The sequence below is a fragment of the Parabacteroides leei genome, from assembly GCF_023369805.1.
GTDB lineage: Bacteria > Bacteroidota > Bacteroidia > Bacteroidales > Tannerellaceae > Parabacteroides > Parabacteroides leei.
This window is the reverse complement of the sequence record NZ_JAMBQG010000001.1, coordinates 35,272-51,178: the sequence shown is the minus strand read 5'-3', so window position 1 is coordinate 51,178 and position 15,907 is coordinate 35,272. Positions and strand designations below refer to the sequence as shown.

At 46.0% G+C, this 15,907-nt stretch carries 13 protein-coding genes; 4 read left to right on the top strand and 9 right to left on the bottom strand.

The window, feature by feature from the left end:
• Positions 1–21: 21 nt before the first annotated feature.
• From M1P97_RS00210 to M1P97_RS00180, 7 genes are all read right to left on the bottom strand, one after another.
• Positions 22–1,632: a fimbrillin family protein gene (locus M1P97_RS00210; protein ID WP_249388069.1), complete on the bottom strand. Its 1,611-nt coding sequence runs from the start codon at positions 1,630–1,632 to the stop codon at positions 22–24.
• Positions 1,633–1,658: 26 nt separating this feature from the next.
• Positions 1,659–3,419, bottom strand: coding sequence for an Lcl domain-containing protein (locus M1P97_RS00205; RefSeq protein ID WP_249388068.1), 1,761 nt, complete (start codon positions 3,417–3,419; stop codon positions 1,659–1,661).
• Positions 3,420–3,464: 45 nt separating this feature from the next.
• Complete coding sequence (locus tag M1P97_RS00200) at positions 3,465–4,379, bottom strand: FimB/Mfa2 family fimbrial subunit (RefSeq protein WP_249388067.1); 915 nt, start codon at positions 4,377–4,379, stop codon at positions 3,465–3,467.
• Positions 4,380–4,508: 129 nt separating this feature from the next.
• Positions 4,509–5,705, bottom strand: a complete 1,197-nt coding sequence (locus M1P97_RS00195; protein WP_249388066.1) for a fimbrial protein — start codon at positions 5,703–5,705, stop codon at positions 4,509–4,511.
• Between the two features lie 161 nt (positions 5,706–5,866).
• Positions 5,867–6,718 (bottom strand): DUF4469 domain-containing protein, encoded by an 852-nt coding sequence (locus M1P97_RS00190; protein ID WP_249388065.1) that lies wholly within the window; start codon positions 6,716–6,718, stop codon positions 5,867–5,869.
• A gap of 1,129 nt (positions 6,719–7,847) precedes the next feature.
• Entirely contained in the window at positions 7,848–8,810 is a 963-nt protein-coding gene (locus tag M1P97_RS00185; RefSeq protein ID WP_249388064.1) for an Rpn family recombination-promoting nuclease/putative transposase, read from the bottom strand.
• A 384-nt stretch (positions 8,811–9,194) separates the two neighbouring features.
• Positions 9,195–9,764, bottom strand: coding sequence for an ORF6N domain-containing protein (locus tag M1P97_RS00180; protein WP_249388063.1), 570 nt, complete (start codon positions 9,762–9,764; stop codon positions 9,195–9,197).
• 196 nt (positions 9,765–9,960) lie between these two features.
• Between M1P97_RS00180 and dnaG the strand changes: the two genes are divergently transcribed.
• Genes dnaG through M1P97_RS00160 form a run of 4 tightly spaced genes read left to right on the top strand, consistent with a single transcriptional unit; the run spans position 9,961 to position 14,881 of the window.
• Positions 9,961–12,105 carry a DNA primase gene (dnaG, locus tag M1P97_RS00175; protein WP_249388062.1) on the top strand — a complete coding sequence of 715 codons (2,145 nt, stop codon included), beginning with the start codon at positions 9,961–9,963 and terminating at the stop codon, positions 12,103–12,105.
• Between the two features lie 16 nt (positions 12,106–12,121).
• Complete coding sequence (locus M1P97_RS00170) at positions 12,122–13,048, top strand: ABC transporter ATP-binding protein (protein ID WP_195375173.1); 927 nt, start codon at positions 12,122–12,124, stop codon at positions 13,046–13,048.
• Positions 13,045–14,355 carry an ABC transporter permease gene (locus tag M1P97_RS00165; RefSeq protein ID WP_195375172.1) on the top strand — a complete coding sequence of 437 codons (1,311 nt, stop codon included), beginning with the start codon at positions 13,045–13,047 and terminating at the stop codon, positions 14,353–14,355. Before M1P97_RS00170 ends, M1P97_RS00165 begins: the two co-directional genes overlap by 4 nt.
• Position 14,356: 1 nt before the next feature.
• Positions 14,357–14,881, top strand: coding sequence for a histidine phosphatase family protein (locus M1P97_RS00160; protein WP_195375171.1), 525 nt, complete (start codon positions 14,357–14,359; stop codon positions 14,879–14,881).
• A 12-nt stretch (positions 14,882–14,893) separates the two neighbouring features.
• On the opposite strand, the gene M1P97_RS00155 is transcribed toward M1P97_RS00160, so the two are convergent.
• On the bottom strand, positions 14,894–15,307 hold the full coding sequence (locus tag M1P97_RS00155; RefSeq protein ID WP_075558412.1) for a PaaI family thioesterase: 414 nt from the start codon (positions 15,305–15,307) through the stop codon (positions 14,894–14,896).
• A 28-nt stretch (positions 15,308–15,335) separates the two neighbouring features.
• Positions 15,336–15,902, bottom strand: coding sequence for a xanthine phosphoribosyltransferase (xpt, locus tag M1P97_RS00150; protein ID WP_195375169.1), 567 nt, complete (start codon positions 15,900–15,902; stop codon positions 15,336–15,338).
• Between the last annotated feature and the right edge of the window lie 5 nt (positions 15,903–15,907).

The window sequence follows — 15,907 nt, the reverse complement described above, 5'->3', positions numbered from 1 at the left end:
AGGTCATATTGCTATCCGGGTTTAAATTATGGAATTAGATTTGTTATAGTCTCTTACGCAGCGTACATAAAGATTTTCTGTTTTTGAAGATTTTACAGGGAATATCCACTGATCGTCATTGCCTTTATTTGTTGAATAACAGTTGTCAGCATCAAATTCTGTCGCACTCCAAAGTTGGTCGGCATTTAACTTAATGCCATCCGGCGTCTGATATACAAAGAAAAACAATTCACTTACTCTGGGCAAACGCCAATCTCTATACCCTCCGTCCCTAAGATCCGCGCAAGCCTGTTTGGCCATAAGGACTCCGGTTGTTTCATCCTTCCAGGGGACGGGGGCCCCTCCCATTGCTAAATTTCGGGCAACCATTAATTTGGGATAAATTGCTTCTTTTTGCATAAATGGAAGCCATCCACTGAATAATGGCGGCTTACCAGTTACTTCCAGTGTCATGTACTCTCCGTTATTATTTTCAGCGACTTCTCCCAGATAAGTATGGTAAATGTGATTAGCCAGATCTAATTTAAGGGCATTCATGCCCCAGGACGGTAAAAGTTCTACTGCAATCGGTGTCCCCGATACCCCTCCTCCCAATGTCGAAGCATTAATAAAGTTTTCCTGCCAGTCGGCTAATGAAAGTATCATTTCTGAATTATTATATATGATATGGTAAGTGTTATGCATGCCTTTTTGGAAACCGTACAGATTTGCATTTGCATTATTCAAATTTGCTTTTGCCAAGGGGAAGGCGAGGACTTCGGTAACACCGTTGTTCTCGGTAGTGACCCGTATCACAATATCATAATCATTAATATCCGCACTCATGAATGACGGAATGAGGAAACTGAATTCGGAGGGGGATGTTCCACCCCCTTCCAATGGTATACTTACGGGAGTAGCACAATTTATCGTAATAGGCCCCGGAGTTCCGTTGATTACATCACCGGTCTTTGGATTAATAGTCCCCTTGTTTATTACCCCTTTTTGAGCATTATAACCATGTTCGATGCTGACAGCCTTAACAGGCACTTCGTTCTTATCCGTCAGTTTCGACAACTCGACCGTCACCCAGCAATAGGCATGGGAGAATGTCAATTCGATAGGATTTGCATCGAGCACCTGCTGTTCTTCGGTCGGCGATGACAAATAAAGCAGGTCTTTCCATGTTGCTGCGTCACCGGTCAGGTCGAAAGGTACGGAGGTAGCGGTTGCATTCGCTGTCCACGGGGAATAACCGACCAGGTTGATAAAATCTCCATGTTTTATTTTCAGGGAGAGTGTCTGGTCGTTTTTATCGAAAAAGTCCCATGTATCCGAACCGGTTGCCCGATTGAGAATCACTTTCATATTATCATTCGAACCGGTTGCCACGGCAGCTCCTTCTTTGTCGGTGATGAACATTCCGAATCTGTGCGTACCATCGGGAAATGCCGTTCCTGTCAAAATATCGGCACCGTTAGCAGCTCTGGAGGACGGGCTGTCGGATATGGAAGCGGTAAAGCGGATATCTACGCCTTCCGTCTCTTTCTCATTTCCGGGAAACTCGCCGTTATCACAGGCGGTGATGTATAGCCCCAGGGAGCATACACTTATTATCACCCATATCCGGGTTGTTTTTTTTCTTATGATCATATCTATGTGCATATTAGCTGTTGTTATTATCTGATTTCACGAACGCATCTTACCGAAAACTTTTTTGTCTTTTCATTTAGAGTGATCTCCCCTGCTGCATTTACGGCATAGGCCTTGTCGTTTTTTCCGCCCTCCGTGCCGGTCCAATAAGTTACACTGCTGACACCAAGCGAAGTAAACCCTTTGGACTGGTTGATCGATACCCTGTTCAGCCACAAGAGACACAGCTCCGACAACCTGGGCAGGCGCCAATCGCTCCTTCCTTGTCCGCGGTAGTCCAAGCAGGCCTTTTTGGCATCCAATACACGGTCCTTTTTGGGAGTTCCTTTAGGTGTGCTTCTCCACATGACAGCTTCCGTGGCGTTATCGGGGGCGATAACCAGTTTTGCATAGGGGCCTTCCCTGGAGAAAGCATCCTGGACACCTGTGTACAGGCCACCATTGAAGGTTCCGTTGTAGAGGTTATCGGCGGCTTCTCCGATTAAATTGTTATACCGGAGCCCGGGTTTAACTTTCCAGTCATCTGTTACAAATTTATCAGTTTTCTCCTTGACTGTAAATTCTTTCGAAACTCCGTTCTCTTTCATCGTACCCGTTTTAATTGCTCCGTTTATTCCCCCGAAATTCATGTTCACCAACATATTCGCATTAGGCTTGCTCTCGACTCCAGCTTGCCAATCGACAATGTCGACCGTGAGATTCAGTCCGACCGGTTTTCCGCTGTAGGCAGCTCCGGCAGTTGTATATCCCGCTTGACTTACGTTGGTGATGGAGTAGCGGTAGATATGGTTGCGCAAGACGTCGTGTAAGGGAGTTCCTGCCGCATTGGTCCGGGCAGTCGTGAAGTCGATGCGGTAGTAGTTTTTTTTACTTTTGTGTGTACCTCCGATAACGAGGGCGATACGTTCTTCATGGTTCGTGTCGTAGACGGTTCCCTCCATTAAGAGAACTTCCGGGATGTATATTTCGGCTTTGCACGAGGTGTTGTTTGTAATAGTGTATTGAAAGTTGGCAGTACTCTGTTCCCCTACCGGTGAAGGGTCGGTGACGGAGGGAATGTCGTTTATGTATTCCAGATTGTTTGTAAGCGGTATGAGCGTATACCTGTTTTGAGGTTTAAATACATAAATTTCTGTCAGCTCGAAATCGACATTCCCTTTGTCCCATTCACCGGTTGCTTCTTTGTAAGTACCTACTCCCACATCCACCCGGGCTACGGCACGCAGCAGGTTGGCACTGAGTGTCATTCCTTCGGTTATTTCCAGCAGTGTGTCGGGGTTGTTACCGGCAAAGCCGAACATCGGTATTCCGGTGTCGGCAAATGCCGGTCCACCCATCAACTCACTACTGGTTAAAGCAGTTTGTACCTCCTCATATGTCATGCCTGTGTTTATCAGTGAATAAGGGTTTTGGTTAGCGATCAGGAGCAGTTTTGTATCGGCTGCCCCTGATACGCTGCGGCGGAGGGTAAAGTTGAATTGCCCGTTACCGCCGGTTCCCGATCTCCCGGTCGCATAGTATCTCAGTCTATGGTCTCCAGCTTCATCCGGCTGGAATGCAAGTATATATAGGTTATGTATAGCGTTTTCCTGCCCATCGGTCAATCCTTTGGAAACGAGGGTCTGCTCGCCTGCAGCAAGGCCTACCGACAGGTTTACTGTCGTGAATTCGCCTTCTTCGCCACCACTTTGGTCGCCTCCTGTTCGTATCTCGTTATTACAGCCGCATAAGAGAACGACGGCACACAGTATGGCTGCGGCTGATTTTATCTTCAATAGGTGTTTCATGTGCATATCTTGTCTGTTTGTTTTATCTGAATTATTCCGGTACTGTTATTTTGGGTAAACCACTTCAACATCGGTCGGCCCCTCTCCGGGCAGTTTTACCTCTACACCGCCGGGGATGAATTTGATAAGCAACGCCAGTTCCTTGCCTTTCTCGGGGAGGAGCGGCTGTCCGTTGCTTGTCTTCGTGATACTTTCCAGCAGTTTCCCATTGTGGTCGATGTCGATCCTTATTCCTTTGCCTGCAACAGAGGGGAAGAGGCGGAAGGGCGGGATGATGTATTCTTTTTGGGTATTGAAAGAACCTGTCAGGCGGTGAACGGCATTGCCGCTGTAGTTTCCTTCAAAGTCGATGCGGGCAGGCGATCCGTTGACTACGATGGCGTAGTCGCCTGTTTCCGTGGGGGTGCTTTCCGCCAGTCCGCTGATCGTTATATTAATAGACGCCGTGGTCGGCTGCATCTTCATATTGAAGGAGGGCTGGCTGGCGATCGTTTTGTTGTCTGTTTCGATGGCTCCCCTGAACAAGTTGGGGGGCGTGTTGAGGTATTGCGTTCCGTCCTTTGCAGGCGAAAGCGGTGTGAGGGTGAGGTATGCTCCGTCGAGCGGGTCACCTGGTTGCAGCACCGGGAGCCTGAGGCTTTTATCGTTGCTGTTTCCCCATGCTATGCAATGGAGGGTCGTGGTTCGAGGGCGATCGAGTGAGAGTGTCCCGTCGATCGTGCCGGTGGCGCGGTTACTCAGTTGTTGTTGGTCGTCGAATACAAAAACTTCTATCTCCCGAATCGCGCCGGAACCGGCTTGTGAAGCGTTGTAGAAATTGAGCTTCAACTGTCTTACGCCGGGCAGACTATCCTTCCAGCAACCTGCGACCGTAAACAAGAGCACGGCTGGGAGCAGCGGCAACAGGTGTCGCAACCGCCACGGGGAGGAACCGGGATATGTATGTTTGTTTTCGTTCATTTTTTTATTTTATTGCAGATAATATACCGGCAGCGATGCCAGCGTGTTTTGCCTGGAACTGGTTGTAAGCCCTCTTCCTGTGTCAAGCACCGGAAGAGGGCAGTTTGATAGATTTTCTTTCAGAGCTGTTTACTCGAATGGTTTCTCTGTAGATTGATCTGTCCAATCCGCCGGAGTTACCGTGATAGCTACATTCGCGTTGACGTTCGGCTGGTCCGGATTATCGTCACCACCACCACCGTTACCACCTTCGTCTTCAGGACGGAAGTCACCGTTGAATGTCAGGGCTACATTATAAGCTTGTCCTGCTTTGATTTCGCCTTTATCACCGGGAGCGAAAATAACGTTGAACATTTTCATTACTTTTACCTCTTCTACACCCTCAGTAGGATCTGCCTTTGTTTTTGTCCATTCAACCTCTACAACAAGGATTGTCGGATTTTCTGACGAGGCAACCGAAGCCGGATTATTCTCGAAAACATACCAGTGGGCAATATCTGTTTTGGCTGCATTCATATCAGGATAGTTAAGTGACTGATTGAAATCGGCAGCAACAGTGTAACCGGGATCTGTTCCCCAGTTACCCTCCCATGCTACTCCGTTTGCATACGCTTTCGGGGTAGGTATATAGCTGTTAGCAGTAGGAAAATACCAGGAGTTTGTCTGTACGTTCAGCAAAAAGGCGCGTGTGAATTTGTAATCCGTGCCGTATATACCTTTTACGTCAGCTCCTAATTCGATTTTCGACAAATTGATTTTTGCAGCAACGAAGTTTAAAGTAACCGCTGAAGTTGCAGTCGAATTACCTCCGCCCGTATCGGCTGTCATGTCCTCAACCGCTCCTATACCCGACATAAGAACGTCTCCTTTTACCTGTACCGGAAGCGGAGGAGTGTCGGTGTTTATAAGGCTTTGCACAACCGCTTCGAGTTGGGCTTTGGTACTGACGTTGAGAGTTCCCGTAGTACGGTCATTTCCAAGGTTGGCTATTACCATCATTTGAGAGGCCGTACTTCTTGTTTCTACGGTTGCCGTTTTTGCAGTCCCATCTTCATTATCCGTCAAACCGGTTGCTGAAACCCATTGCTTAGAAACGATCTGGTCCGTAGGATTCAGGAAAAATACGGTAACATCATTGATCGTCTTATCTTCAGCCACAGTTGCAGCTCCTGCCGCCTTTGTCTGTTTACCGCTGCTAAGGATGATGTCTACCAACTTTTTAGTACCTTCCTGAGGACCCGGGGGATCAACGAATTCTTGTTTTGAACAACTACTAGCCAATGCCGCTATCGCCAGCATTGACAGAAAAACTGATTTCATTTTCATTTTACTTTGCTTGATATTAATAATAGTGTAATTAAAAAAATACGATTACTTTTGAATGGGTCGCTCACTCTCCTTTGAGCGCGGCGCCCCCTTACTAGTGAGTAGCTTGCTCTCTTACCTTTGAGCGGGTCGCTCACTCGGCTTTGAACAGACCGCCTGATTTATTCGATCTCCGGTCTGTCATCCTCTCCACTGCCACCACCGGGTGTATCGGTCACATCGCCTACCACAAAGTGGCCCGGCATCGTTGCCGTACGAGGTTCTTTGAGCAGGGTGGAGCCGTTGCCGGTAAGCTGCGTGCAAAGAGTAACGCTCCAGACGGAGCCGTCGGCAGCCGTAGCGGGTAACACAAAACCGACTTGTGTAGGTGTATTGGGATAGAGTTTCGACACAGGAAAGAAGTTGGTTTCGCCCGAATCGCCATCGGTACGACGGATAGTGATGCCTATCTGGTCGCCTTCGCCACCTACCTTGATATGCTTACCTTTAATAATACAGGTTTGTCCTGCACTGACAGGTATGCCTTCGCCACGGGCTGCGGCTTCGGGATTTTGTGCATCCTGTGCACTGACCACGGTAAACAGTTGCGGGCCACTGACTGACTTTTGTATTTCGACGTCGATCTCGGCATCGGCAAGCGCCTGGCGCATTTCCTGGCTCATGGAGTAGGCGACACCGAGTTTCAGGCGGTTGCGGTCGGGGGCCGACGTGAGTTCGCTTTCGAGAAAAACACCTTGAGAGGTGGGACGGAAATATCCCAACAGGGTGGTGATGCTATAACCGGAAGAGAGATACCAGATCATACGTCGCAGGATCTGGTTGCCGGTACGGGCTATTTCTTCCACGTCCTCCTGGCGGGTGCTGAGGGCGGCTACTTCACTGGCGAGGTCGTGCATATTAAGACATTTCTGCAACTTAGGTTGCAGGTAACAGTCGTTTGTAATATCCTGGGTTAGTGCCAGATCGAGGGCTTTCAGTGTAAGCTTCGTCTTCTGAGTCGGGTCTTTTGCCATAACTCTCTGTTTTTTAGTTATTGATATATTTTGTTCCAGTCTATCTTCTCATTTTCTCCCGGATTACCGGTTAACCCGGATAAAGGATACATCATTTATATAAGTATCTCCCAAGTAAAAAATTATGGGGTAAAACAAGGTTCTCCCCCATTTATGATAGTTCGGCGAAAACATAACCTCCTGTGAATTAAGGATTGATACCGATTGATAAAAACCGTTTAGTCCATCAAGAACCACGGCAAACAAGCCATATATCAAGGCTTATCTGCAACCACACATCGTTTGCAGCGTACAAATGACATATAAACAGAGAAATCATAATAATAAAGAATACTCCTTTTGGTACCCTGATAGTATAAAAAAGGTGAGCAAAAAAGGTAATATTTGTAGAATAATTACTCTCAGGCCAATAAATTTAATGACTACATTTTTGGCGATTACATTATTTTGTATATCTTTGCAACGCTTAAACATAGTTCTTGATGGACTATGTTACTTTCCATCTACAAAAAGAATATCAAAGCGCAACAATAAAATCTCTTTCTCAAGCGACTCGACTTAAAAACGCGAAAAAAAGTCCCCAAAAGATCAACTTCATGATTCTTTTTCCCTTTTGATGAATGAATGATACTGGTATGTTTCAGTGTTTGTCAAAGTTGAATGTTACTTTTCTCTTGAAAGAAAAGTAACCAAAAGTTCAAGGCTACACCGGCTTCGCTGCTACGGTGAAAGACTACGCTTGAAAAATCCGAAACTCGCTTCGCTCAAACAACGGATTTTTCCGGGTCGCTTCGTCTTTCCCCTTCGCGGACGCTCACCCGCCGAAGGCCTGTCAGAGAACGCAAAGCGTTCTTTAGGGATGGCCGATACCGACACCTATATAATATAACAGGAGCTTTTCATTTTAACAGACAGTATCGGCAATCCTAAGAGGAAGCTCCGCTTCCTTTGAAAGGCCTCAGCTGGCGAGCGTTAAACGCAGCAACCGGAGTGAACGCCCGGAGCATCCGCTGTTTGAGCGAAGCGAGTTCGGAGGCGACAGCGAACGTAGGATGCGGAGTAGCGAACCAGGTGCAGCCTTGATCTTTTGGCTACTTTTCCATCAAGGGAAAAGTAGGGTCAAAACTTGCTATAACTTCTCTATCTCCTCCACCGACAACTTTGTACATTTAGCAATATCGGCTGCCGCCATCCCCATGCGTTTCATATTGGCAGCCGCCTGACGCAAGGCTTCGGCTTTTCCTTCGGCAAGACCTTCTGCTTTTCCTTCGGCCAAACCTTCTGCCTTTCCTTCTGCCAAACCTTCAAGCCGCCCCTCCCATTTGGCAGTGTCGAGAACGTCATTCTGGATCATGATTACGTTCAGATGTTCGTCGTATGCATGACGCTCCTGCGAGGACATGGAGTAGTATTTCAGTTTTTCCCGGGCTTCACGAAGACCCGGAGTAGTCGTGTCGGGACGGATCGTACCGTCTTTCAGGTATTTGATCCATTCGTCGAGAGGGGTTGTGGCTACTTTGTCGAACTCGTTTACGCGAATCAGGATGTATTCGGGAAAAATCTCAGCTGGCAGGCGGGTGATGACCGCGTCGCGGTCGCGCACGTTGATCCGCAGGCGGTCGCCGGTATGCACACCGGTGAAATGGTTCTGACCGTGATAGAAATAGTCTGTCCCGACACCGAGATCGAAATAAAGGATGCTGATGGAATAGACTTTCTTCACTTTCTGATAGCCTTCACCCAGGGAGATATGCTCGGTGATAGCTTTGGCTACGCCATAGAGGATGCGTTCGAGATAATGCACTTCGCGGGTGTTCTGGATTTCGACGATAATGATTTCGCCTTTACTGTTCAAGGCTTTGATGTCGACACGATTGAACTTATCGTCGGCACTCTCCTGGTTGCTTTCGCTTTCGAGGATTTCGAGGATACTGACCTCTTCCCGCAACATCACGGTCAGGAAACCATTGAGCACACCGAAGTTGACCTTCTGACGCAACAAGCGTTTGATAGCCCAATCGAAACGGATATACCGGTCCTGCAACTCTTTTCTTTCATTCTCTGCCATGGCTTTCGGATCTAATTCTTTCATAATTAAGTGTTTTATGTTAATAACTCTACAAATATATGTATTATTCATGTACAACGAGAAATAATAAGGGAGAATCTTATTAATAATTTGACAATCTACCAATGGAGATAGCAACAGGTTCAGCATTTATCAGATTTGAATGTAGTGTCGTTGGTAGGGGCGGTTCGCGAACCGCCCCTACAGGCGCCGTCATAATGGAACAGGCAGGTTTCACATTTTTCTATTATTGAAACAAATAATCTCCTTTTTTTGTCTGCTGGAAATATTCTATATCTTTGTTGCATAATGGACGCTTTTTGCGCAACTCCATACAAAAACGTTCCACCAACTCCTTTAATGGGGATAGGCGGAACGGGAATAACAATCTTCTAATGAACGTGATATTTACTTGGGTTTGACAAATCCTACCGGATTACGAGACTTGTCCGAGAGTTTCTTTTGAACTTGCAACTCGGCTAGGGTTTTATTAATCAATTCTAATTGTATACGGGTATCTTCATTGATATCGTTATAGTCGGTAAACACTTCTTCGACATATTCCTTCAACTCTTTCATTTCATGTTGAAGTTCTGCAATTTTACCTATCGGAAAATTCATAGTCAAATGTCGGATAGCAACAAAGGCACGCGTTATCAAAATACTGGTTTGTATAGCTATATCACTGCGAAGTACACTCGATAGCATAACAACTCCATGTTCAGTAAAGACAAATGGTATAGCCGATTTCGGACGCTTACCAACTGATGTCATCACAAATTGTGACGACATTGTTTCCCATTCTTTACTGGTCAGTCTGAACATGAAATCTTCAGGAAACCGTTCGATATTACGCTTTACAGCTTGATTTAATACACGTGTCTCTACTTGATACAATTCAGCCAAATCTCTGTCGAGCATAACCTTCTGACCGCGTATTTCGTAGATCTTACTTTGGATTATCAGAATTTCGTTCATAGCAGGTTTATTTATATAATTGTTAATAATAGGAATAACCGCAAATATAGTGATTATTAACTAAAACATTCAACTACTCGAAATAAAATGAGTTATGCATCCCGATAATCACTATTTTCGTTTCCAAGTTCAGACATTGGTTGTTTCCAAATAAATTCACTACATTTGTGACCCATTATATTAAGGAAGGAAATAAATGATCGATCAACCTACCATAGACCGGATACTTGACGCTGCAAACATTGTGGATGTTGTTTCAGAATTCGTTACCCTACGCAAAAGAGGGATAAACTATGTAGGATTATGTCCGTTCCATACTGATAAAACACCCTCTTTCTACGTTTCTCCGGCCAAAAATATCTGCAAGTGCTTTGCTTGTGGCGAAGGCGGCACGGCTGTTCACTTCATCATGAAGCATGAACAGCTGAATTATTTCGATGCCTTACGTTTTCTTGCCAAGAAATACAATATAGAGATACAGGAACGGGAACTTACCGATAAAGAAAAACAAAAGAAAAGCGACCGGGAAAGTATGCTGATCGTCAACAGTTGGGCACAACAATACTTTACAACCCAGCTGTACGAACATGTAGAAGGAAAAACCGTCGGACTACGCTACTTTGCCGAACGTGGATTCCGCGAAGACACCATCCGCAAATTCCAACTCGGATACAGTCTCGACCAACGGGATGCCTTGTATAAAGAGGCAACAAAAAGCGGATATAAAAAAGAATTCCTTGAAAAAACAGGGTTAGTCATTGTTTACGATAACGGAGGAGTGAACGACCGTTTCCGTGGTCGTGTGATCTTCCCGGTACATACTCTGAGCGGTAAAGTGGTGGCTTTTGGTGGTCGCGTGCTCAAAAAGGACGAGAAAACAGCCAAATACGTCAACTCGCCCGAAAGCGAGATTTACCATAAGAGTAATGAGCTTTACGGTATCTATTTCGCCAAACAGTCAATGGTGAAGGAAGACCGCTGCTTCCTGGTAGAGGGTTACACCGATGTGATCTCCATGCACCAGGCGGGTATAGAGAATGTGGTCGCCTCGTCCGGTACGGCTCTTACACAGGGACAGATACGGCTTATACATCGTTTCACCAATAATATCACCGTATTATATGACGGTGATGCCGCCGGTATCAAAGCCGCCCTGCGCGGTATCGACCTGTTGCTGGAAGACGGAATGAACGTCAAGGTGGTTCTGCTGCCGGACGGTGAAGATCCGGACTCGTTCGCCCGTAAACATAATGCCAGCCAGTTCGCTGAATTTATCAAGCAGAGCGAAACGGACTTTATCCGTTTTAAAACCCGCTTATTACTGGATGATGCAGGAACCGACCCGATCAAACGTTCGTCGCTGATCACGGATATTATCCGCACGGTAGCCATCATCCCCGATAATATAGCCCGTTCCATCTATATCCGCGAATGCAGTGCGATGATGGAGATAGACGAACAGGTGTTGCTGAACGAAGTCAATAAAATCCGTTTAAATAAGGAAGAAAGGCAAAACAACCAGACACAGCCCGTACCTCCGGTATCGAATACGATGAGTATGATACCGGAATATCCGGATATTCCCGGTTACCAGCCGATCGTAGAGGATAGCTTTTTGCCGCCATCGGACGAAGCAACGCCGTTACCGGACGATATGCCCCCTCCTCCACCCATGGAAGAATATCCGATGGAAGAGACAGGGCCTATGGAGGTTCCACCACCCGATTTTCCGCCGGTACAACCGCTGGAAGCGGTCCGCGCCGTTCAGCCGAAACGTTCGCCTTATGAGATATACGAACTTACGTTACTGAAATATATCGTGCGGTACGGCGAGAAAGTATTGTTCGACTATGTGGATGAGGATACAAACGAACATATCGTTATGCATGTTGCCGAATATATCCGTTACGACTTGGAACGTGACGATCTGACTTTCTATACCCCGATCTTCAAAAGCATGCTCGACGAAGCAGCCGAGAGATGCAAGAACGAGGGATTTATTGCCAACCGTTACTTCCTGGCCCATCCGGACCCGAACGTCAGCCGTTTGGCAGCGAACCTGATAAGCGAAAAATATCAGTTGAGCAAATATCATAGCAAGTATCGTGAACTGGAACAGGAAGAAGACAAACTGGATCAGCTGGTTATACGTGAAATATATGCCATGAAGGATGCTTATATTATACGCCAGATCAAAGAGACCCAGTTAGGCATCAAGGAAGCACATCTGAAAGGAAATGAAGATCAGGTGTTCGAATTGATGAGAAAGCTGACTCACCTGAATGAGATAAAGAATGTATTGAGTAAAGAATTGGGAGAACGTATCGTATTAAAAATGTAACAATAACTTATAGCCTATGAACTTTTTGGAAACGGAAGATGTGGTAAAACAGTATGCCAATCATCTTGCCCTGAACAAAGTCAGCATCCAGGTACCCGAAGGAAAGATATTCGGACTACTCGGACCTAATGGTGCCGGCAAAACCACACTGATCCGTATCATCAACCGTATCACGGCTCCCGACAGTGGGATCGTTCGTTTCAACGGACGTGAATCGCAGCCGGAGGATATATACCAGATCGGATACCTGCCGGAAGAACGTGGTCTTTATAAAAAAATGAAAGTCGGCGAACAGGCTATCTACCTGGCACAATTGAAAGGCTTATCTTATCAGGAGGCCCGTAAACGCCTGACACAATGGTTCGAGAAGTTCGACATCATGCCCTGGTGGAACAAGAAACTGGAAGAGTTATCGAAAGGGATGCAACAGAAAGTTCAATTCATCATTACCGTTATTCATGAACCGGCACTGCTTATATTCGACGAACCGTTCAGCGGTTTCGACCCGGTGAATGCGGAACGGCTGAAGCAGGAAATACTGGAACTGAAAGAGAAAGGACATACGATCATATTCTCCACCCATAATATGGCATCAGTGGAAGAAATATGCGATAATATAGCCCTGATCAACCGTTCACAGGTCGTCCTTTCCGGAAATGTAACGGAAGTAAGGAACCGTTTCCGGAACAATACGTTTACTTTGCGCATTACCTCGGATAGCTCCCTGCAAAACGATCAGACAGATATCTTTACCGTACTTTCCGAAAAAGAACAGAGCGGGATACGCGAACTTCAAATCCATAAGGCGGAAGGTATCAGCAACTCTGCCCTACTGTCCACTTTATCGGGACAGGCAGAAATTCTCTCGTTTACCGAAGAGTTACCATCCATGAACGACATATTTATTAACACCGTATCAGGTACAAACACGACACAGGCATGAATAAAATAGGACTTATAATCAAAAGAGAGTATCTGCGCCGGGTAAGTAAAAAGTCGTTTATCCTGCTTACACTATTAACCCCGTTTTTGTTTGCTGCACTGGTGTTCGTTCCGTTATGGTTGTCAACTATCAAAGGAGACGAGGTTCGTAATATCGCCATTATCGATACGACAGGAAAATATGCCCAGCTATTTGAAAACAATGAAAGTTACCACTTCGTCCATAGCAACAAGACGTTAGACGACTATCGCCGGAACAGTGATAAGGAAATATTCGCCTTCCTGAGTATTACAGACGATTTGTTGAACAACCCCAAGGCGGCAACTCTCTACTCGGAGAAGCAAGTACCCGTCGAACTGAGCCGGCTGGTTAACCAGACATTAAGTAAACAACTCGAAAGCGAAAAGCTTGCTTCCTTCAATATCCCCAATCTGAAAGAGATCATCCGGGAAAGTAAGATCAACTTTAATGTGCAAACCATCAAATGGAGCGAAGACGGACAGGAAAGTACATCGTCGGCCACCGTAGCATCCGTGATCGGAATGGTATTCACGTTCATTATTTATATGTTCATTATGATGTATGGTGCGATGGTGATGCAAGGGGTAATGGAAGAAAAGACCAACCGCATCATCGAGGTAATGATTTCTTCAGTCCGTCCGTTCGATCTGATGATGGGGAAAATTATCGGTATTGGTTTTGTCGGTCTGACACAGGTATTCCTGTGGGGGATTATCACGACCGTACTGGTTAGCGTAGGAGGACTCATGTTCTCGGGAGGGGCTGATATGAGTGCCCTACAAGCCGGCCCGCAGATGGGAATGGTGGATACGAATGCATTGGCCTCTTCTTCCGGTAATGAGATTATGGGAATTATTAATTCCATCAATATCGCAGAAATAGGTATTTCCTTTATTATCTATTTCATTGGCGGTTATATGTTATATGCATCCATATTCGCGGCTATCGGTTCGGCTGTAGACAGCCAGGAAGATACGCAACAGTTTATGGCACCTGTTACAATTTTTATGATCTTTGCGTTGTATGCCGGTATTTACAGCATGGAGAATCCGGACGGCCCGCTGGCTTTCTGGTGTTCGATGATACCGTTCACTTCACCGATCGTCATGATGGTACGTATCCCGTTTGAAATACCTTTGTGGGAGAAGTTATTATCTGTTTCTTTACTATATGCTTCGGCTATCGGCATTGTCTGGTTATCAGCCAAGATATACCGGGTCGGTATCCTTATGTATGGAAAGAAACCGAGTATAAAGGAAATGGTAAAATGGATCAAGTATAAATAATATGACTTCAACAATATCGCTTATACTAAGTCGTCACGGAGAGACGGAAGAGAATAAGTTGCGTATCATGCAGGGACAAATGCCCGGGCATCTCTCCGAGTTGGGAAAACAACAGGCGGAACAACTTGCCGACCTGTTGGAAGAAGAAGAGATCGACGTGATTGTCAGTAGCGACCTGGCACGAAGTTACGATACAGCCATGGCTGTTGCCCGTCGTAAAGGGCTGGAACCTGTCCAGACTCCCCTGCTCCGTGAAATGGACTGGGGTGTCTATACCGGAAAGGTTGCCAACGAAATGGATTTCAAGAACCTGCCTGAAAGTGTAGAAAGCCTGGAGGCTTTATATAAAAGAGCCGGAGAGTTTCTGGAATTCCTGCAAACCGAGTTTCCGGGCAAACGTATCCTGGCTATCGGGCATGGGGGCTTTAACCGTGCCATCATCGTACGGATAGAAAAAAGGCAGCAAGAGGATATCCTGAAGCTGCCGATTATGAAAAACACTGCTTGCCTGCGCTTTTCGATATAAAACTGATTTTGTCTACACCTGTGGTTGTACGACACTGAATGTGCCGGATGCTTTGCTTACGAGTTTATCATCACAATAAATCTCACATTCGCTGAAATGTACATGTCGTCCTGGTTTGATCACTGTTCCTTTGGCAATCAACTCTTTTCCCCAGGCTGCCCGCAGGAAGGACACTTTCAGTTCTGCCGTCAATACATCTTTATCCAACGGAGTCATTGTATAGGCGGCAAATCCGGCGATCGTATCGGCCAAGGCAGCCAATACACCTCCATGAATAACACCACTATATTGGCGTTGTTCATCGTGCAAGGGCATACGTGCCTCAACGATCCCATCTTCGACAGTAGTGAATTGTACCCCCAAATGGTTTACATAGGGATTGGTCTTCACCCTGTCGAGTAATCTTTCTTTTACTTCTGTATTCATTATCTTTACTCAATTAGTTGGTTTCTTTTTAACGGATCGTGATCTTACAATCGTCGAGGTTGTCGATAATAGCCAAACTTTCCACATGGATACCTGATTCGCGCAAAGCTTTTCCTCCATCCTGAAATGCCTTTTCGATAATAAAACCCATACCGGAAATTGTCGCACCAGCCTGTTGAGCCAGGTCGATCATTCCCATAGCGGCATTACCGAATGCAAGGAAGTCGTCGATAAACAGGATATGGTCGTCTGCCGTCAGGAAATTATTGCTGATACAAACAGAATAATCACGGTCTTTGGTAAAGGAATGGACTACCGTACTCAGCATATTCTCCATCGTCTTCGGTTGCTTTTTCTTTACAAATACCACCGGCAGTTGCAGGATATAACCAACCATAATGGCCGGGGCGATACCGCTTGCTTCAATCGTTACGATCTTATTGATATGTTCTCCTTTGAATCGATTGATAAATTCTTCGGCAACTTTGTACAGAAGCATCGGGTCCATCTGGTGATTTATAAAACTGTCCACCTTCAGGATACCTCCCGGATAACATCTGCCGTCTTGCAGAATACGCTGTTTAAGTAATTCCATTTGTT

Bases quoted from the DNA above. Each gene is read 5' to 3' on its own strand.
- M1P97_RS00205 (WP_249388068.1), bottom strand. From the start codon at position 3,419: ATGAAACACCTATTGAAGATAAAATCAGCCGCAGCCATACTGTGTGCC.
- dnaG (WP_249388062.1), top strand. From the start codon at position 9,961: ATGATCGATCAACCTACCATAGACCGGATACTTGACGCTGCAAACATT.
- M1P97_RS00170 (WP_195375173.1), top strand. From the start codon at position 12,122: ATGAACTTTTTGGAAACGGAAGATGTGGTAAAACAGTATGCCAATCAT.
- M1P97_RS00165 (WP_195375172.1), top strand. From the start codon at position 13,045: ATGAATAAAATAGGACTTATAATCAAAAGAGAGTATCTGCGCCGGGTA.
- M1P97_RS00195 (WP_249388066.1), bottom strand. From the start codon at position 5,705: ATGAAAATGAAATCAGTTTTTCTGTCAATGCTGGCGATAGCGGCATTG.
- M1P97_RS00190 (WP_249388065.1), bottom strand. From the start codon at position 6,718: ATGGCAAAAGACCCGACTCAGAAGACGAAGCTTACACTGAAAGCCCTC.
- M1P97_RS00185 (WP_249388064.1), bottom strand. From the start codon at position 8,810: ATGAAAGAATTAGATCCGAAAGCCATGGCAGAGAATGAAAGAAAAGAG.
- M1P97_RS00210 (WP_249388069.1), bottom strand. From the start codon at position 1,632: ATGATCATAAGAAAAAAAACAACCCGGATATGGGTGATAATAAGTGTA.
- M1P97_RS00160 (WP_195375171.1), top strand. From the start codon at position 14,357: ATGACTTCAACAATATCGCTTATACTAAGTCGTCACGGAGAGACGGAA.
- xpt (WP_195375169.1), bottom strand. From the start codon at position 15,902: ATGGAATTACTTAAACAGCGTATTCTGCAAGACGGCAGATGTTATCCG.
- M1P97_RS00155 (WP_075558412.1), bottom strand. From the start codon at position 15,307: ATGAATACAGAAGTAAAAGAAAGATTACTCGACAGGGTGAAGACCAAT.
- M1P97_RS00200 (WP_249388067.1), bottom strand. From the start codon at position 4,379: ATGAACGAAAACAAACATACATATCCCGGTTCCTCCCCGTGGCGGTTG.
- M1P97_RS00180 (WP_249388063.1), bottom strand. From the start codon at position 9,764: ATGAACGAAATTCTGATAATCCAAAGTAAGATCTACGAAATACGCGGT.